The organism is Halalkalibacter okhensis (assembly GCF_000787375.1).
Lineage (GTDB): Bacteria > Bacillota > Bacilli > Bacillales > Bacillaceae_D > Halalkalibacter > Halalkalibacter okhensis.
Window position 1 is genome coordinate 33,470 of sequence record NZ_JRJU01000008.1, and the last position, 20,033, is coordinate 53,502.

The 20,033-nt window shown below is 37.3% G+C and carries 15 protein-coding genes; 5 read left to right on the top strand and 10 right to left on the bottom strand.

Translation table 11 applies throughout. The features are described 5' to 3' along the window. Positions 1-57 precede the first annotated feature (57 nt). The 3 genes from fabG (LQ50_RS07860) to phaQ form a co-directional block, all read right to left on the bottom strand. A complete protein-coding gene (gene fabG, locus LQ50_RS07860) occupies positions 58-798 on the bottom strand; it encodes a 3-oxoacyl-[acyl-carrier-protein] reductase (RefSeq protein ID WP_034627907.1) in 741 nt (246 codons plus the stop codon). A gap of 200 nt (positions 799-998) precedes the next feature. Further along, positions 999-1,505: a polyhydroxyalkanoic acid inclusion protein PhaP gene (phaP, locus tag LQ50_RS07865; protein ID WP_034627909.1), complete on the bottom strand. Its 507-nt coding sequence runs from the start codon at positions 1,503-1,505 to the stop codon at positions 999-1,001. 158 nt (positions 1,506-1,663) lie between these two features. Then, positions 1,664-2,044 carry a poly-beta-hydroxybutyrate-responsive repressor gene (gene phaQ / locus LQ50_RS07870; protein WP_034627911.1) on the bottom strand — a complete coding sequence of 127 codons (381 nt, stop codon included), beginning with the start codon at positions 2,042-2,044 and terminating at the stop codon, positions 1,664-1,666. Between the two features lie 265 nt (positions 2,045-2,309). On the opposite strand from phaQ, the gene LQ50_RS07875 reads away from it, so the two are divergent. The 3 genes from LQ50_RS07875 (at position 2,310) to phaC (ending at position 4,735) form a co-directional block, all read left to right on the top strand. After that, positions 2,310-2,762, top strand: coding sequence for a poly(R)-hydroxyalkanoic acid synthase subunit PhaE (locus LQ50_RS07875; protein WP_052144647.1), 453 nt, complete (start codon positions 2,310-2,312; stop codon positions 2,760-2,762). A gap of 64 nt (positions 2,763-2,826) precedes the next feature. After that, positions 2,827-3,609, top strand: a complete 783-nt coding sequence (fabG, locus tag LQ50_RS07880) for a 3-oxoacyl-[acyl-carrier-protein] reductase (protein WP_052144648.1) — start codon at positions 2,827-2,829, stop codon at positions 3,607-3,609. A 37-nt stretch (positions 3,610-3,646) separates the two neighbouring features. Then, the gene (gene phaC / locus LQ50_RS07885) at positions 3,647-4,735 is read left to right on the top strand and encodes a class III poly(R)-hydroxyalkanoic acid synthase subunit PhaC (RefSeq protein ID WP_052144649.1); all 1,089 of its coding nucleotides are present in this window, start codon (positions 3,647-3,649) and stop codon (positions 4,733-4,735) included. A gap of 82 nt (positions 4,736-4,817) precedes the next feature. On the opposite strand, the gene LQ50_RS07890 is transcribed toward phaC, so the two are convergent. The 4 genes from LQ50_RS07890 to LQ50_RS07905 all read right to left on the bottom strand — a co-directional run bounded on the left by LQ50_RS07890 (position 4,818) and on the right by LQ50_RS07905 (position 11,987). Continuing rightward, the gene (locus LQ50_RS07890; protein ID WP_034627913.1) at positions 4,818-5,210 is read right to left on the bottom strand and encodes a cytochrome-c oxidase; all 393 of its coding nucleotides are present in this window, start codon (positions 5,208-5,210) and stop codon (positions 4,818-4,820) included. Between the two features lie 168 nt (positions 5,211-5,378). Then, positions 5,379-7,091: a DUF2207 domain-containing protein gene (locus LQ50_RS07895; protein WP_034627914.1), complete on the bottom strand. Its 1,713-nt coding sequence runs from the start codon at positions 7,089-7,091 to the stop codon at positions 5,379-5,381. A 194-nt stretch (positions 7,092-7,285) separates the two neighbouring features. Beyond that, the gene (locus LQ50_RS07900) at positions 7,286-7,648 is read right to left on the bottom strand and encodes a hypothetical protein (protein WP_034627916.1); all 363 of its coding nucleotides are present in this window, start codon (positions 7,646-7,648) and stop codon (positions 7,286-7,288) included. 139 nt (positions 7,649-7,787) lie between these two features. Next, positions 7,788-11,987, bottom strand: coding sequence for a right-handed parallel beta-helix repeat-containing protein (locus LQ50_RS07905; protein WP_034627918.1), 4,200 nt, complete (start codon positions 11,985-11,987; stop codon positions 7,788-7,790). A 565-nt stretch (positions 11,988-12,552) separates the two neighbouring features. Here LQ50_RS07905 and LQ50_RS07910 point away from each other — a divergent pair. Both LQ50_RS07910 and LQ50_RS07915 read left to right on the top strand, forming a co-directional pair. After that, positions 12,553-12,984: a MarR family winged helix-turn-helix transcriptional regulator gene (locus LQ50_RS07910; protein ID WP_034627920.1), complete on the top strand. Its 432-nt coding sequence runs from the start codon at positions 12,553-12,555 to the stop codon at positions 12,982-12,984. Between the two features lie 40 nt (positions 12,985-13,024). Next, on the top strand, positions 13,025-14,194 hold the full coding sequence (locus LQ50_RS07915) for an MFS transporter (RefSeq protein WP_237563669.1): 1,170 nt from the start codon (positions 13,025-13,027) through the stop codon (positions 14,192-14,194). Between the two features lie 296 nt (positions 14,195-14,490). Here the strand turns inward: LQ50_RS07915 and LQ50_RS07920 are convergent, their stop codons facing one another. The 3 genes from LQ50_RS07920 to LQ50_RS07930 form a co-directional block, all read right to left on the bottom strand. Then, positions 14,491-16,200, bottom strand: coding sequence for a SulP family inorganic anion transporter (locus LQ50_RS07920; RefSeq protein WP_034627923.1), 1,710 nt, complete (start codon positions 16,198-16,200; stop codon positions 14,491-14,493). Positions 16,201-16,245: 45 nt separating this feature from the next. Further along, a complete protein-coding gene (locus LQ50_RS07925) occupies positions 16,246-17,220 on the bottom strand; it encodes a formylglycine-generating enzyme family protein (protein ID WP_084138664.1) in 975 nt (324 codons plus the stop codon). Positions 17,221-17,519: 299 nt separating this feature from the next. After that, on the bottom strand, positions 17,520-19,820 hold the full coding sequence (locus tag LQ50_RS07930) for a glycoside hydrolase family 3 C-terminal domain-containing protein (protein ID WP_034627925.1): 2,301 nt from the start codon (positions 19,818-19,820) through the stop codon (positions 17,520-17,522). Positions 19,821-20,033 lie beyond the last annotated feature (213 nt).

The following is a 20,033-nucleotide window of genomic DNA, read 5'->3' on the forward strand; positions in this document are numbered from 1 at the left end:
TTTTGTATGTTCTTCACGAACACCTTTGTCAAACACAAATTATACTATTCACAGAGACTAAATAACCGTACCTCCGTCAATACTTAAAATTGTACCGGTAATATATCTCGCTTCATCCGATGCAAGGAATGCATAACCATTTGCTATATCTTCTGGTTCACCCATGCAATTTAATACCGATTTACTCTTCATCATCTCTTTCACCTTTTCAGGCATTTTATCGACCATCGGAGTAGATATAAAGCCAGGAGCAATTGCGTTGACACGGATACCATATCTCCCCAATTCCTTTGCCCAAGACTTTGTCATCCCATTGACTCCCCACTTTGCTGCAGCGTAATTGGTTTGACCGAAATTCCCATAAAGCCCTACAACAGAAGAAGCATTCAAAATAACTCCGCTTTTTTGTTCAATCATGACTTTTGCTGCTTCCTGAGCGACATTAAATACCCCTTTTAAATTGACATTTATGACACTGTCCCACTGCTGTTCTGTCATCTTTACTAATTTCGCATCATTCGTAATACCTGCATTATTAACGACAATATCAATGTGACCATATTGAGCAACAGTTTCTTCCATGATTTTTTCGACATTTTGCCGATCTGTCACATCTGCTTCAATAGCAATGCTCTCTCCACCTAAATCTCTTATCATCTTTAAAGTATGAGCAAGATCTTCCTTCTTTAAGTCTACTAATGCAAGCTTTGCACCTTCTAAAGCAAACTTTTTGGCTGTCGCTTCTCCAATTCCTCTTGATGCACCTGTAATAATCGCAACTTTCCCATTTAATCTCATTTCCATTCCCCCTTACTTATTCAGGTCTCTGTCCAGATCCAAGTAACAAGGTTAATAGTGATTAAGGGCTTTAGAAATCGCTTGCACATAAAAAAAGGAAAACTAGCCATCCATAAAGTCTAACTTGGATCATCTTGAGAAGTATTGTCTCAAAGAAGCCGTTATTATTATGAATGAGCTTGGATTCCTATTAGAAATATTTATTTTGTATTAGTTGCATAATAGTCGAAGAATTTAAACATTTGAGGCTGTGTTTGCTGCCACTGGTCAAAAAGTCCTTCAAATGCATTAGTCGTTTTTTCACGCATTTTTTGATTTTGAGCTATCGTATTTGCAAATGTTTCTTGTAATTGATCCGTTGACTTTGAGAGTAGCTCAAGTGAAGCCTTACTTGGTAAAGTAGCAATCGCTTGAGACTTATGACCGATTTCTTCTAATTTATTCAACCAATCTTGATAATTTTGTCCACCAAGTGCCTTGTTATAATTTTCAAGTAATGATTGTGTGCTTGTTTTCCATTCAGTTGTCATCTTTTTTGAATTCTCTTCAAATTGATTTATTTGCTCTTTCGTTCCTTCAATCCATTCTCTTTGACTATCAAAAGCTTGAAGTGTTCTTGTCTCAAATTCTTCAATATAGTTAAATTGACTCCACCAATCTTTCACGAAACCACTATTTGAATTATTCGTCTCCTTTTTTGCCACCATCTAAAATCCCTCCACGTAATTAAATTATATTTACCGTAGCCAATTATGACTTGGTATTAACAACATAAAACAATGTTAAATACATTTGTTTATGTTACTAACAAGTTTCGGTGACTTAACTATGAAGTTATTCTACTTAATCCTCTGATCTTCATTGTTTATCTAGGTGGGGTGAAGAAGTTTGTATACATATTAAAAAATTGATCAAGCATCTTTTGATATTGCTCTAGTGAACTTGCCCAAATATCAAGGTATTGCTCTCCTGCCGAAGTAATGGAATAAATTCTTTTTGCTGGACCAGATGAGGTTGTATCCCATTCTGAAGTTACGAGTTCATCTTTTTCAAGTTGACGAAGAATTCGATAGAAGTTCCCTTGATCAACAGAGTGAAACCCAAATTGCGTTAGTTTTTGCATTAGTTCATAACCATGTGCATTCCAATCCTTTAATAGCAACAGTAATACAGGAATAATGAAATTTTTTGGAGCTCCAGCTGCTTCTGCTTTCTTTTTATCTATGCTACTGCGTCTGGGTGTCATTCTATCACCTTCTCACCAATTATTAAAAAATATCTCTATATGTAATTTACACCTATAGGTAAAAAAAGTCAACCTTTACCACTTCATTCAAAAAACGACAAAAAGAACAAGAAAACTACACACTCACCTAAATGAAAGCGCACAAACTGTCTAAATTTAAGGAAAAATGAAACTATTTTACGAATTGTTTTTGCCAAAAATCTACTCATTTTGCCTTACTATTAAATTGTAAAAGCTTTTAAATAAAAAGTTAGGAGTGGGATTCATGTCAAAACAAACAACGCTAGATCCTTTTGCCCTGTGGAAAAGCATGTATGAACAAACAGAGTCAAATCTAAGCGACGCAATCCATGAAACTCTGAAAAAAGAAGAATACGCAGAGTATTTAGGACACTTGCAGAGCGGATACCTCCAGTATCAGCAGTTTATCCAAAGTGCAACTGATGCTTACCTTAAGCAAATCAATGTTCCAACTCGTGAAGAAATTTCAAGCGTTGCCTCTCTAATTATTAACGTAGAGGAAAAAGTCGAAAATCTTGACGAGAAAATCGAGGACGAGATCCTTAATCAAAATGTATCTTCTGAAATAACTAAATTAAAAGCAAGCATAACAAGACTCGATAAAAAAATGAGTCAAATTTTGAAAATATTGACCAATGAAGAAGAGCAAGCTACACAGGATCCTCCTTCTTCAGAGCAAGACCAAAAGCCAGAATAACTATACTAGTCTAGTAACTCTTTAATACACAAACTAAAACTATAAGAAAATTGGAGGAATCAAAATGACAATTATTCAAAATGACTCAGCCTTAAATCAACAAGAAAGTTTAAGCTTAGAAGGAAAAGTTGCGATCGTAACAGGAGGTTCACGAGGCATTGGCGCAACGATTGCTAAAGATTTAGCTAGCAAAGGTGCAAAAGTTGTCATTAACTACAACGCTAGAAAAGATGCTGCAGATGGGGTTCTCTTTGAAATTGATCAACTAGGTGGAAGCGGTGTCGCGTTCCAAGCGGATGTATCTAACCATGATCAAGCTCATGCATTAGTTGAAAATACAATCGATTATTATGGCAAAGTAGACATCCTTGTTAATAATGCTGGTATTACAAGAGACCGTACGTTCAAAAAGCTTAGTACGCAAGAGTGGAATGAGGTTATTAACGTCAACTTAAATAGTATTTATCATACTACTTCAGCTGTTATTAACCCAATGCTTGAGCAAAACTTTGGTCGTATTATTAATATTAGTTCCATCATCGGACAAGCTGGTGGCTTTGGTCAAACAAACTATGCTGCTTCAAAAGCTGGAATGATTGGCTTCACCAAATCCCTTGCTTTAGAAACAGCTAGTAAAGGCATTACAGTCAATGCAGTATGTCCTGGATTTATTGAGACGGAAATGGTTGCAGAAATGCCAGAAAAAGTGTTAGAACAAATTGTTGGGAAAGTTCCAATGAAACGCTTAGGTCAAACTGCAGAAATCGCTGACGCTGTGCTCTTCTTAGCAAATAATAGCTATATCACTGGCCAGTGCATCAATGTCAATGGCGGATTATACATGTAACAAAAATTTAGGTTAGATGTGAAAGGGAGAATGGTTAATGGTTTATACTACTACCAAATCGCTAGAAACATTAATGGACACAGTGCCTGAGGATTGTCAAAAAGACATTAAACGTTTTAAACGAGTGATGGATGTCCTCACAAAAGAGCCTGAACCCAAAGTAGGTCAGACTCCTAAAGAGGTTATTTGGACGAAGAATAAAGCAAAGCTTTATCGCTATCAACCAGCTAAGAAAAAGACAAATAAAGTTCCAATTCTAATGATCTATGCGCTAATAAATAAACCTTATATTCTCGATTTAGCTCCTGGCAGCAGCCTAATTGAGTATTTAACAGATAAGGGACATGACGTTTATTTGTTAGACTGGGGAACACCAGGTTATGAAGATCGTCATATGAAATTAGATGACTACGTGCTAGATTATATCCCACGCGCAGTAAAGAAAGTGCTTCGGACATCTCAGGCAAAAGAAGTCAGCTTACTCGGATATTGTATTGGTGGAACATTAACGGCTATCTTTACAGCACTGCATCCGAACTTACCAATTCGAAATACCATCTTTTTAACAAGTCCATTTGATTTCGAAGATGCAGGGTTATTTACGAATTGGGTAGATGAAAGATACTTCAATCTTGATCTCATGGTTGATACGTTTGGAAACATCCCTGCCGAAACAATTGATTTCGGGAACAAATTATTAAAACCGTTAGTGAACTACTTTGGTCCATATATAGCATTAGCAGATCGAGCAGATAACGACAAATTCGTTAAAAACTGGACTCTCATGCAAAAATGGGTTGGTGATGGAGTTCCATTCCCGGGAGAAGCATACAGACAATGGATTGGAGAATTTTATCAGAAAAACAAGTTAATTAAGGATGAATTGTATATACGTGGACAGCAAGTTGAGCTTAAAAACATTAAAGCAAATGTTCTTAACATTGCAGCTGATCGTGATCATATTGCGATTCCTGAACAGACTGAGCGTTTAATGGAGAAAATCTCGAGCAAAGATAAGACTTTCAAGCTTATCCCTGCTGGCCATGTCTCTGTAACTGTCGGAAGAAGCGCTGTTAAACACACGTATCCATTAATTGAAGAGTGGGTAACTGAACACTCAAAATAGGAAGCGACGAAAATAGGATGTGCCCATGAAGGGATACATTCTTTTTTCGTTTGATCTAATGTCTCTCCTACTCTTCGTTCAATCAATTCGTCTTCAACGTTAGGACGTCTTCCTTCTTTACATTTGTCAATATATTTATAGCAAAAAATATAACTCCTAATAACACAGCCGTTGCACCAATTGGAATAAAGAAGTGTAGAGAACTATTTCCTTGAAGCATAAAAAATAAACCAATCATCATAAGCGGAAGACCGATATTGTGGAGCCAAAAATGAATCTTTCCAAGAATACTAGACTCTGTTTTTGGGAATAACGTGTATAAAATACCCGCAAGCGTCATGGAAGTCCATCCAAGCAAATTAATATGAACATGGACTCCTGTAAGATTATAAGCATGAGCAACAGACATATAATATCCAAGCACTACACCGATAACAAAATAAACTACAGAGATCTTAATAAACTTAATTCCCAACTTGCCACCTCCCTTCTTTTGTCATTATACAAATGTCCTATATACTTTATTCCTTTTTGTGTCACCCCATTTAATTATTTTGTCATTCTCTTAAGTAAAAGGTGATTATGGATGTCTTTTAAGAATTCCATAATCACCTTTACAATTAACTAACTTTAAACCTTTAAATTAAAAGGCACCAGACCCTCCTCCACCACCTCCTGCTCCAGATCCGCCACCAATTGAACTCCCTCCAGAACTACTGTCAGCTACTCCTGTTGTCCGATCTGCCCGATTAAAATTCGACGTGGCCGCCGCTGCCACGATAAGCCAGGTTGGATCAAAGCTATAGGCTGGTGTCCCCATTGGATTGGAGCTTATTGAAGGATTAAATGCGTTTATCAATGTTTCATTTTTCGTTTTTATGCTTTTATCATTTATCCCTAGCCCATAGATAAAGGCTCGCATTTTGTCATCTTCTGATAAAGTTTGCCATTGTGAAGACTGCAAATTTTGAAACTTTTGCTTGAAATTACGCCACTCTAGGGTAATTTTTGACCCTTTTAATGTTTTCGGATAATAACAAATTGCAAACAAGAGGAACCCACTGAACAAGATACCAGTTGAAACGGCATAGAAAACTAATCCATGTACTGCAAATAATATAATTATCGGAAGTAAAATCAGACTTAATAGACCTATCATCACTCGATATATGACTTTATTTTCATACAATCTAGCTTCCTTTAATTCCGCTCGCACGGCTTCCTGCCACATGTTTTTTTGTCGTTGGTATTTCTGATGATTTTTTTTATCCTCGAGGTAGGTAATTAAATCATCAAAACAAAACTCATCTTGGTCACCGATTTCATCAAATAACCATTCCGTCAAAATCTGTTCATGTCTCAATAACCCACTACCTTTAACAAGTCTAAACTTGTCATCACCAATTTTCTTCACATGTCCTTTTCGTACTAAATCCAATAAGGCAGCTGCGATCGCTTCTGATTGGAATTGGTGATAATTTAGATAAAAAATAGTTGTTGGCATCGAGAGTGTTTCTTTTGGGACGACTTCTTCATTTGTACCTTCTCTCATCAATGATGCGCGTTTTCCTTTAGCTTCAAGCCAAGCTCTCGCATAAAGAAAAAGCATACCAAGACTAACAAGAGGGACTAAGATTGCTCCTAACGCAGAGAGGAATTCCTTCCTCTCTGCAGTAGCAATTTTTTTATCCATTAATTGTAGGTGAGCCGCCTCGATCTCCTCTTTCATCAATTCATTCGACGTTTCCGTAGCGGCACCAAATAGGCTCGCATTATAAGCAACACGAATGTCACCGTTTTGCTTCCTCGGCACTTGTCCAAAGTTGTACTGAACATGGCCATCTTGGGAAACGGACTCTTTTTGAAAAGCCTCATCATAACCAAAAGCGATGACTTCTGAAGTTGATTCTGGAGGATATACATTGATCATCAAATTCTCATATGTAGAATCATTGCTCCGATCAAAAAACGGCCAATAAAACTCAGCAACATCGGCGTAAACATCCACGCCATTCTTTATTTCATAATATATATCGATTGTGATCGTCTCATCTTCACCAGTACGGTGAATGCGATGCTCCGTTTCATTTGTTTCTACTAATAAAGGTTGACTGTCTTCAAATGCTTCAAGTTGTATAATTTCCGTTCCTTCTTTCGGGATAATTTCTCTTATGATTCCTCCAAACTCTCCACTGAAATCATACGTATGACTTTCTTGAACCGAAACATTCCCATCTGTAAGTAAATAGGCATGAATTTCTACATTTGTAATTTCATAATCAACAGCCAACACTTGTGTTGGAATAAATAGCAAAATCGATACAATCAAGGCACTAAATATCTTCTTATTCATCATGTGTTGGTCCCACCTTTCATTTCTAAATACGTATTAGCCTTGTAAAAGTTTCATTTCTGAAAGATTTGATTGAATTCCTTATTTAGTAAAACACCAGATTTATCATTAGAAATAAAAAAAATTAAAATAGCGCATTAAAATGTCAATGCGCTTCTTATACTTTTAGTTCAGGATCACTCTATAATCTAACTATTTTAGTAATATGGATACGGGTACGGGGGATATGGAGGATATGGGTATGGGTACGGATATGCATAAGGCAATAACGCTAACGCGGCTAAGCTTGCGAGTGGAAAAAATTGTGGTCTAAATCGTCTATACCTTCTACCAGGATAACCATAACCGCCTCCAGCAAAATAGCGTTCATCTTGGTCATCACGGTCCATAACATCCTCACCAACCAAAACATGAACTCCATCATTACCAACACTTTGAATGATCCCATCTACATGTTGTCCGTCTTTCATTGATAACGTTACATGATAATTCATATACTGTTGACACTGATCATACATTGCCTGTGCGTCACCGAATTCATTTTGATAATAATGATTCATTATAATCTCTCCTTTCAAAAGTCATGATATTCACCTAGTTGGAGAGTGTGACATTTAAATATAAACCGCTTCAAAGGAAGACACTGAGCGGAAACAGAAAGACAGCTGAGAAACCTTGATTCTCAGCTGTCTATTTAGTTTACTTTCGGACTGTTATTTGTGTTGTGCCTTTGAAGAAATCACCAGATTGAATCTCACCAGTCATCACAATTGGGACTTGATTCCCTTCTTCTAATACCTTATCAAGGTCTTGTCGAGAAAGTTTGGCCGTCACTTTTTTCCCATTAACTTGAACTTGAACTGGCTTCACTGTAGCGTTTAATCGAATTGATTCTAATTCAACCGTCTGACTAATCTCCTGATCAGCAAACTCAATATTCACTGTTGCAACAGATTGATTTTTACCATTACTGTTATTAACTCCTTCTAGATTCAGCATTCGAGGTGTGAAGTCAATTGCTACTTCAATGGTTTCAACCTCTTTTTCAGGATGCATTAGTTCCTTAAATGACTCCCAAACATCTCCCCACAGGATTTCTCCATTTTTGTCCCGTTTAATCGAGACTATTTTCCCATCACCATCAAATTCAAAGATGGATTCTAGACTTTCTAGAATGTCTATTGGCAATGGCTCCCCTGATTTATTTTCTGAATGAGATCCGTTAAATAAATAGTTCCTATCTGATTCCAAGTTGGCAGGATAACTATCTCTTGCGCTTCCTACTTCATCAGTTCTATAGGACACAAAACCATCAATTGTAAAGTCCGTCGGAATATGATCATATGTTGTAAAACTTAAATTTGCCCCATGATTGTTGTAACCAATGTTATTTTTAGCAATTAATCCTGGGTTACTATTACTAGTAAATCCAAAGTACCCATTTCCAAATGCTATGCTGTTTTTAATTATATGTGGCACATGTACACCTTCTCCACCTAGTTTGAAGCCATTTTTCCCTGCATTTCCTTCATAACCGTTTGTCAGACGACCGTTATTAAAGGCAAGGCTATTTTCAATGGTTACAGCTCCAATTGCACCAGTACCGACTTTTGTATAGAGATCCCACCCATCATCGATATTGTTGTGTGAGATACATCCTCTAAACACATTCCCTTCACCTACTGTTAGCTTAGCTGCAAAGCCATCTGCATTGTTTTCAGATGGATCACGATTATCGAAAGCAACACTATTTAAAATTAAGTTATTCGACGGCCAATCTTCCTTATTGGGTGATCCATCCGTACGGCTGATTTGCAATCCTGTATCCCCATGCTCGTATACACGAATATCTTCTACAACGTTGTCACTTCCACCAATTGTGTACCCTTTTGTATTACCAGCTGAGCGAGCAAAATCAATTCCTTTCACATGCCAATAATCACCACTATGAACGACACCTTCTGAGCGTCTATCAAAGTCAATAACAGGTCTTTCTTTTGCTGTTGGATCAGCGACCAAATACTTCATCGCATCCTCAGTACCATCGTTATACTTTCTAATCTCAAGGCTGGCGTCACGTACATATTGCCCTTCAAGGACAATGATTTTTTGTCCTTCACTTACATAATGAATAGCGGTATCAAGGTCAAGAGGGTTCTCTCTTGAACCATCTCCATTACTTGTCCCAGTTGGCGATACATAAATATCCCCTTCATACGATTTTGATACAACCGTAAAGTTTCGGACAATTGGATTATAAGAAGTTAAATACTGCGTATCATCAGGCAAGAATGTAAGGCTAAAATTGGTATTTCCCGAGTTAAGTGTTGCTGCAACTTCACGAATTTCTCCTGCTTTCACATCTACATCCTGTGCAATAACTTCTCGTCCCTGCCTAATCGTTACAATTCCGTCAACATTAGATTGCACCATCAAGTTGTAATCCGTTTTAGAGGTTTTATCAAGGGACTCAATTGAGAGAGTTGGTGTAACTGGCTCTGATGGTGGTTCAACCTTTGGCGCATCTGTTGTAGTCGCTGTAACTGTAAAATCAATATCGCTTACTTCAATTGTTGCAAGACGAGCCGTGTAAAATCCAACGTAAATTTTTGAATCTTGAACATGGAGAATTTCAGGTTCATAAAACATCACTTCTTCGCCGTCATTCAGTTTCATTGTATAGCCACTATTTGTTTTTGCTAGCGTTAGTCGGTAGTCTTGGGTGTTGTCAGCTGTTGGCCTATCTTGATTTAACATCTGCTTATGAATGCCTTCACTACCTTCCCCATCCGCAGCTAATACCCCTGTTCTAATAAATCCTTGCGTTCCATTTTTATCTCGTGTTCCACCACTAAATCCGCCTACCGCAGCAATATTTGAAGCAAATACACTGGCATCTTGAACTTGATTAATCGCATCTCTTGCCATAATTCCAAATGATTCTTGTCCATCATGAGGGTTTTTCGCATATTCAATCACTTTTATATTAGCCGACAATTCAAAGTTATCTTCCTCTGCATCAATTTCCGTATAGTAGAAAGAGATCCCATCATGGTCACCTGTAATTTTCCCTCCACCTTCCAAAGCAACGATCTTAACAGTCCCATCTTCTTGGACTTCGACATAGTTTCGCTGATCAGAAGTCGATTGACCAAACCTCATTTTCTTCCAAACGTGTTCAACAGGTTCTCTTACTGTGACTTGGAATGAAATTGGTTTAATATCACGATCTTCAGGAACAATGCGGATGTCGTACGTACCAGCTTTAGCCCCATCAAATGCTGACTCATCAATTGCAAATTGTTCTTCGGATAAAACTTCCAGTTCCAAGTTATCATAAACTTTTGATACTTCTAACCCTTCAAAGTCAAACGCTTCGCCAACAACATATGTAGTTTTTGGATAGCTCGTTACTTCTATTGCCGTTAACTCTTTTTCTTTCACATTAACTTCGAAACTGGCTGTAACCCCTTTGTAAGATACAGTCATTTCTTGCTCTCCAACTGTTGTTGTATCAAAACTAGACACCTCATACTCACCTGGCAGAAGTCTTACCGCACTTTTATCGCTATATTCAGCATATAAACTTAAGCCAGCAAGATCCAACTCATCTCCTAAGAAGTAAAGAGTTTTCACGGGCAATTGTCTAATATCAAGTTTAGTGATCTCTGCATCTTTGACTTCTACATCAAAACTCGTTGTTGTTTCAGGTGTTTCGATAGAGTGAACGGTTATTTCCACTGGACCTGCCTCTTCAAAAATATAACCAGTCTCAGACACCTCTTCTTCATTAATCACAAACGAATACTGACTACTCAATAGCTCTTCATAGTTAAGTCCATTCTCGTATTCTGCTACAATAACAACCCCATTTGGGTCAAAGGAGTCCCCTTTAAAATAGACAGTTTTCGCTGGGTAATATTTTATCTCTAATCCCGTCACACTAGATGCTTTAATTTCAAGGTCTATTGTCGTTGTAGCCCCATTGTAATGAATGGTAATTGTATTTGTTCCAACCTCACTGCTGTCAAAACCCGTAACAATATAATCACTACTTGAAAGCTCAGCTTCAGTGTCATCATCAAATGAAGCATTCACTTTTAAACCTGATAGGTCAAGCTGTTCACCTTGTAGGTATTCTGTTTTCATTTCTTTTGTGTCTGCTTGTATGCTTGAAACTTGTCTTGAATCAATTAATAAATCAACTTCACTGAACGTAACGGTCGTATTTCTAGATGTGAATAAACCTGCAAAATTAATCTCTCCATTATAGTTTTCAATTGTTTGAACTTCATCGTCGATTTTTAGAATGTAAAGATTTCCTGACTTTTGAATACTTAACTTGTAATCTTCTTCAGCTGCTGGTGCAGTGGATTGAAATGTCAGCCCATCCTTTTGTATCCCAGCACCCGCATACTTATAAAAACCTTTCATTTCTTGATCAAGAGCACCAACTGCTACATAATCTCCTGTGAATGTTCCATCGTTTTCATTATCCAAGACATTCCCTCTAAGCATTAGGCCAAAGGAGACTTGATTATTCGCCGTCCATGCATCGACATGAACTTTTGCTGTTAGTTCAAAATTGCCCTCAGAAGGAACATCCTTAAAATAATAGGCGATGCCTTCCGTTGAACTAGATATTTTCCCTCTATCATTAGAACTTCGAATAGTTACCGTCTCATCAGCATTCTCTGTGACTTCAAAATTATCATATGTGTAATTCCCTTGTCCTCCATTGTCTCCAAAAACACTGCCCTTCCAATCACTACTGATATTTATCATATTAGGACTTGGCTCACTCTCGCCTGACTCAGCAAACACAACTAAACTTATAGGTTGAAAAGCTAAAATCAATATTAACCAGATTGCTAGTAATCTTTTATAATTGCTTCTCATTTCAAAATCCTCTCCTTTTCAATATTTAGCCTCTTCCGTTAGGATCCTCCCTTCATAATGTAGATATATTTAAACATCATGGAAGCTACACTCTATTTATAGCTCCATGAAAGGACTAACCGAACATAAAAGAATTAACCTGAGGAATTGAGTAAGACTTGGTGAGGAAAATGCTCAAATTATAACAACGTTGTCACCTTGATTATATCTATGGGGAGTAATTTCAGAGGATTAAACAACACAAAATAACAACGTTGTTATCAATTTAAATAGTAAACGCTTACACAAGTTATGTCAACGTGTCTTTTAGCTTCCATCATATTTCCTATCATTAATCTGACAGAATTTGATGACCTAGTATGGACTCTATCCCGCTCTTATAATAGGTATATATAATCAGTAATACATACCTATTACGATCCATGCTTTATTTAACTATATTTTTACTACTTATCATAGAAATATTTTGATTTACATTTATGTTTACTTTTATCTCCTCAAAGCTTTATAATAAAATCATCACATTTATTTACCTAGGTAAATAATATTGGAGTGGATAATTATAATGGAAACAAGTAATCTCCTTCATACGTTAAATCAAAAAGCTCGACTCTCATCCAAGCAATTAAATGAGGAACTGCAAGAATTTGGATTGTACTCATCGCAGTGGGCTATTTTATACGTATTAAATCAAAACGGCACTATGACGCAAACGGAGATTTGGCAATACTTGAAAGTAGAGCCCCCTACAGTAACTCGAACACTCGTAAGGATGGAAGCAAGTGGTTGGGTTATAAGAAAATCAGGAAAAGACAAACGCGAGCGATGTATAGTATTAACAGAAATGGCTAAAGAAAAATTTCCATTAGTCCAATCTCGTTTAAAAAGATTCGAAGATCAGTTTGTCTCTCCCTTGTCACAGCAAGAACAACAACAACTCCAACATCTTTTAGAGAAGTTAGGACAAAAAAGGGATGATCTACATGAAGGCCAGTAACAAACCGATTTGGACGAGAAACTTTCTTGGAGTTTCATTTGTGAATTTAATTGTGTTTATTACCTTCTATTCACTATTAACCACATTACCCATATACGTGATATACGAGCTCAAAGGGACAGAAGCGCAAGCTGGCCTTGTTGTCACAGTTATGCTTTTATCGGCAATCTTGATTCGACCCTTCTCAGGCAACCTCCTTCAACGGTTTGGAAAAAGAAATGTACTAATAGCCAGTACAAGTTTATTTGCCTTCACTTCATTGGGGTATATATGGATCGATCAATTCATCCCGCTTATGATCTTGCGTTTTCTTCATGGGTTTTCATTCGCGATCTTAACAACAACAACATCAACCATTGCGGCAGAGACTGTTCCTCTTGAACGTAAGGGAGAAGGCCTCGGGTATTTTACCATGTTTATGAATATTGCCATTGTCATTGGCCCCTTTATCGGACTTACACTTATTCAATTTATTTCGTTTCACTTATTATTTGTGATTCTAAGCACTTTCGTTGTCATTAGTGTCATTTGTGCGTGGTTAGTAAGATTACAGAGCCAACCAGCACCTGTTGGATCGCAATCGCAATCGCAACCGAAACGCAAACTTTCCATTCATGACTTTTTTGAATTTAAAGCCGTGCCTTTTTCATTCATCATTTCTCTTGTCGCCTTTGCCTATGCTGGAATCCTTTCCTTTATTTCTGTATATGCCATAGAGGTTGGACTTGAGCAAGTGTCGGGCTACTTCTTCCTTGTTTTTGCGGTCACCATGCTAGTATCTAGACCATATTTAGGTCGCTTATTTGATCAGCGCGGCGCAAAGATTGTTATTTTGCCTAGTTTAATCATGTACTCAATCGGATTTATCCTTCTTGCATTCTCACAATCTGCTTGGCTCTTTTTAGTTGCAGCTGGTGTGATCGGCATTGGGTACGGATCTTTGATGCCACTTTTCTTATCGTTGGCAACTGAATCAGTTGCCGCTAACCGCACAGGTCACGCAACCGCCACCTTCTTTACATTATATGATTCAGGAGTGGCTGCAGGATCTTTCATATTAGGTCTTATGGTCCCATGGATGGGGTTTTCCAACTTATTTTTCTTCCTAGCTGCATTTGTTTTAGTCATATTAGTTAGTTTTCAGTTCTTGAATAACCGAGTGGAAGTAGCAAAAGTTAAAAAAGTGAATGTGAATAAGATAAGTGGGTAGTTGGACTTTTTGGGTCCTAATTTAATTATTCTAAGTCTCTAAGGTGGCTGAATAGTGGAGTAAAGATCCATGTGCCTTAAACGAAACTGAACCTGTTATGTATTGTATATATTGGTTAGGATTAAGATTGGCTCTTCAAACTCAAGATAAAGATCATTCTAATTTCTAGTTGTATTATCGGTTGCCATTGTTGAATAAGACATCAAAACAAAAACGCTCTAAGATTTTTCACTCAGAGCGTTTTTCTAATGTAAAATGTTGTACCTTGCTATTTATTTTTGGCATTTCGAGTAACATTAAATCTGATAATCCATTGCACTAATGATAAAATCTTCTTTCTTTTCTATGTTAATCCCTTTGGCTTTCAATAACTGTTCTAGCGGCAAATGGTTCTCATGTTCTCTGTATTTTTGATCCCAATTAACTTTATTCACCGTATCCCGGATTGAACCCTTCATACTTGCAAACAATGTAATAATCCCTTTCGCACGATAGAAATCTATCATTTCTTCTAAAGTATCAACAGAGATCGTATCCACATCATTAACGCCAGACATATCAATGATCAACCACTTTGCATCGTTTCTTGTTTTGAGAACCTCTTTTACTTTCTCTTCTACATATGAGATATTCGCAAAATGAAGATTTGAATCAATCCTTAGAATAACAGCCTCATCAGAAGTGACTGCTTCTGTATATCGCTTAATATTACGAAACGTCTTTTCCCTTTTAACATACCCCATCTCTACAATGGACGGTTTGGAACTTCTATTCAACAATAATACTAACGTAAAGATGGCACCAATAATAATGCCCCATTGAATCCCAACAAAGAGCGTTACAATAAACGTAATAATCCAAACCCAGCCTTCAAATGGTTTCACTTCAAAAAGATGCTTCATTTCTTTAATGTCAACCAATTTGTAAACCGCTACTAAAATAATAGAAGCTAACACGGCATTAGGTAAATAATAAAAGAAAGAAGTAAAAAACATTAATGTAATAATAATAAATACACCTGTTATAACGGATGTCATCTGTGTAGCTCCGCCTGATTGGTGGTTTACCGCTGTTCTTGAAAAACTTCCGTTAACCGGAAATGATTGAAAGAAAGCACCTACCATATTAGACAACCCTAAGGCCTTTAGCTCTTTATTCGGATTCAGTTTATATTTTTCTTTCTTCGCAATGGCTTTTCCAATTGCTAGTGATTCCATAAATCCAAGTAAAGCAATTGTAATTGCCATTGGAATGAGGAGTTGAACGGATTCAAGTGTAAAAGAAGGAATAACTAACTGCGGGATTCCTTGTGGAACATTCCCTACAATCTGAACGCCACTTCTGTCTAAGTTAAATAAGAATACAAATAGAATCGATAGTATTACGACGAATAAAGCACCAGGTAGACGCGGAGCCATTTTTTTTAATATAACAAGTAGGATCATACTAATGATTCCAATTAATAATGTAATGAAGTTAATTTTTCCTATGTTTTCGACAACACCCATTAAGACATAATGCACCTGTAAATGATTACCTAAATCAATTCCAAAGACATGTTTAATTTGGCTAAATCCAATCACAATCGCAGCTGCAGATGTGTATCCATTCATCACCGAATGGGGAATAAATTTAACAATAAACCCTAGTTTACTAGCACCTAATAAGAACTGGATCAGCCCTACTAACACGGCCAGCGTTAAGACAAGTGAAATATACTCATTGGAACCTGGTTCAGCCAAAATGGAGACACCCGAAAAAACAAGTAAAGATGTAATAGCTACTGGCCCAATGGATAAATGCTTTGACGAAGCAAATAAAGCATAAATAAACAGAGGAATCGTAGCTGCATATAATCCCATAACCGGCGGAAGCCCAGCTAACATCGCATAAGCCATTCCTTGAGGGATTAGCATAACAAAAAGAGTAATTCCCGCAAGTAAATCTTTTGTAAACAATTGTTGATTATAATGGGCGAACAGACTTTCATTCTTTCCTTTAAACAATAGACATCCCTCCTCTGCACGCACCCTTTTAAATTCTATTACAGTTTAATTATAACATGACAAATCAACAGCACATCTAAAACCCATGTTTCCAGTAGAGCTATCAGGGGTATTCTTCGTTCTAGCAGCTACCCTATAACGATTGCAATAGGATTGATGACAAAGATATGAACCACCCCTCATCACTCTTTCACTACCACTCTCAGGTCCTAAGGGGTTACGAATAACAGCTTCAGCTGGATGAACATTATGGAACCAATCAGAACACCATTCCCATACATTCCCCGAAACATTATATAGTCCAAATCCATTAGGTTGAAAAGCATCAACAGGCGCTGTTGAAAGGTAACCATCCTTTGCCGTATTTTTTACCGGAAACTCCCCTTGCCAAATGTTGCATAAATGCTTTTTCTTATGTGTTAATTTATCTCCCCATGGGTACCTCTTTTGAATAAGACCTCCACGTGCTGCGTATTCCCACTCTGCTTCAGTTAACAGCCTTTTTCCTGACCATTTGCAGTAAGCAACGGCATCATTCCATGATACATGAATGACTGGATGATTCATTCTATCATCGACTGAGGAATCTACCCCTTCTGGATGTTTCCAACTAGCGCCTTTCACAGCTAACCACCATGGTGTTTGTTGAGGTGACCCGATAACTTCACGCTTCGCTTCATCGGTAGCAAATAAATGAAACACAAATGACCAGCCGAATTGTTCTGCATCCGTCTTATAACCAGTTTCATTTATAAACTCTTGAAATTGTTCGTTTGTAACCGTGTAGCGATCTACGGCAAATGGTTTTACGTATACGTTCCTAATTGGACCTTCACCATCAGATTCGAATCCATCTATATCATCTGTTCCCATTAAAAATTCACCACCGGGAAGTTCAATGAGGTTATCATCATGTCGAAGTTTGAGAGATTTTTTTATATCAACTGTCTCTTTTTGTTTCAACAAAATAGAACTATTTATATTTCGTTTAGCCGAACAACACGCTTTCTCCTTCACCACAATCACCTCTTATTATTAAGATAAATACAAAAGTGAATAATGTGATAACGCTAAAACAAAATTAGGACCGCTCCTTAGTCTACTTTAGCGTACAATATCATTCAATGACCACACTACATTTACTATCTTTATTTTATCAGTCTCTTAGTAGATTTTACACAGGTTAGCTGGATTTGTAACATTCACTTAGGATTTCAATCTCTTCAACAATATGTGGCTAGCCCAGCGCTTTATTGCACTGGGGCAATCACCATTCCGTTAGAGAATCTAATTTTCTTTTCAAAATAACATTATCTTGCTTATAGACTGACAATCTGAGTTTCATTTAGTTCATCTATCACTTTCGCCAGTTTTTCCTCTGTAAATGCTCCACCACTAAAATTCATAAGTGCACGTAGTGGCATGTATCCTAGCATTGCTTCCATCATCTCTGAAAATTCGCCCTGGTCACCTCCTGCTACATCAAATAGAGGACTTCCTTTTGTTAATTCTTCAATAAGTGGTTTAGCTTTTGGTGCTAAGATCGGATTTGATAACAAATCTCCTACAGTTGTATTGCGATGAACCTCTTTACGTATAGGAGTAGTTGACTCAACCGTTACTTGATCAGATAATACGATTTCTATTGAAGATTTACCAATTAGGATCTCAAATTCGCCTGATTCCACATGCCAGTCTTTTAATCCAACGTTATAGTAAGCAAACGACCGCTTATCTAACGTAAATGTTACTGTCTTTTCTTCACCTGGTTGCAGCTGTACCTTTTCAAACCCTTTTAGCTCTTTTTCCGGTCTGACGACAGTGCTTTCTATATCTTTTACATAAAGCTGAACAATTTCTTCCCCTGCGACATTTCCAGTATTTTCCACATTCACGTGAACCGTTACGGTCTCTGTATCTTTTATCTTTTTCTTATCAATAACTATGTTACTATATTCAAACGTTGTATAGCTTAGTCCATAACCGAATGGGAATAACGGCTCTACTTTTTTCGTGTCATAATAACGGTATCCAACAAAAATACCTTCTTTGTACTCAACATTATCACCTTCACCCGGGAAGTGTAAGTAAGATGGATTATCACTTAATTGTACTGGGAATGTCTCTGCTAGTTTCCCACTAGGATTCACTTCTCCAAATAACAGATCTGCAATCGCTCCACCAATTGCCTGGCCTCCAAGGTAGCCCTCAAGAAGTCCTTTTACTTTTTCAAGCCAAGGCATTTCAATTGGTGCACCATTACTTAAAACGATCACTGTATTTTCTTGTACCTCTACAACAGCTTCGATTATTTGTCGTTGGTTTTCAGGAATTCTTAAATGTGTCCGGTCGTATCCTTCTGATTCATAGCGATCAGGTAGACCCACAAATAAGATCGCTACATCTGATTTAGCCGCATTCTCTTTTGCTTCTTCAATCAACCTTTCATCAATTGAATCATGATCAAGTTGATAGCCTTCTGCATATTGGACATTAACATCTTGTCCTGCACTTACCTTCAACTCTTCTACAATGTTTTCTAATTTTGTCGGTTTAATATGAGAGCTTCCTCCACCTTGATATCTTGGTTTTTCTGCTAGAGCGCCGATAATAGAAATGGTTCCTTCTTTTTTCAATGGAAGAATACGATCTTCATTTTTTAATAAAACCATACTTTCACTTGCTACTTTTCTTGCTAACTGATGATGTGCTTCTTGATCATAAGACGCATTTTCTTTTTTATGATCAACTGCCATAAAGATGATTCTTAATATCCTTTCAACAGTTAGATCTAGTTTTTCTTCTGATAACTGACCACTCTTGACAGCTTCAATGATTTTATTATCGCCAATGCCTGCATTTGAAGGCATTTCAAGCTCTAATCCTGCTTCCAACCCGTCAACTCGTTCATTTACTGCACCCCAGTCAGATACAACAAAACCTTCAAAACCCCATTCATCTCTTAATACATCCGTAAGTAACGTTTTGCTTTCTGAAGCGTAGTCACCGTTTACTTTGTTGTAGGCGCACATCACTGTCCAAGGCTGTGCCTTCTTCACTGCGTTTTCAAAGCTTGCTAAATAGATTTCACGTAGAGTTCTTTCATCCACAACGGCATCCGTTGACATTCGACGATGCTCTTGATTGTTTGCTGCAAAGTGTTTCAGTGAGGTTCCCACACCTTGACTTTGAACACCATTAATATGATTAGCCGCCATTTCAGAAGATAAATAAGGATCTTCTGAAAAGTATTCGAAGTTTCTTCCGCATAATGGTGAGCGCTTAATATTGGCACCAGGTCCAAGGAGAACAGCTACATCTTCTGCTTGACATTCCTCCCCAAGTGCTACTCCTACTTGATGAATCAGTTCCTTGTTCCATGAACTTGCTAATCCAACGGCAGAGGGAAAACACGTAGCCGGAACACTGTCAAACAACCCTAAATGATCGGCTCCGGTTTGCTGTTTTCTTAAGCCGTGTGGTCCATCTGTTACCATGATCGATGGTATTCCGAGTCGTTCAACCCCTTTTAAGTTCCAAAAATCTAATCCTGAACAAAGTCCAGCTTTTTCTTCTAATGTCATTTCCGATATTAATTGTTGTAAATCTCTTTTAGTCATATTATCCCTCCTAGAGATGATTCATCATTTTAGTAAACGCTTTCTATCCTGATTATAAAATTTAGTATCTTTTATTTATGGTATAGTGTTAACGATTATTGTATTTTTTTAATGCAGTTTTAACCATATTATTAAATGGACGATGGAGGCAAATTATTAAACTTGATGATTTAAAATATATCTGCCAATCCCTATATCAATTATTCGGAGTGA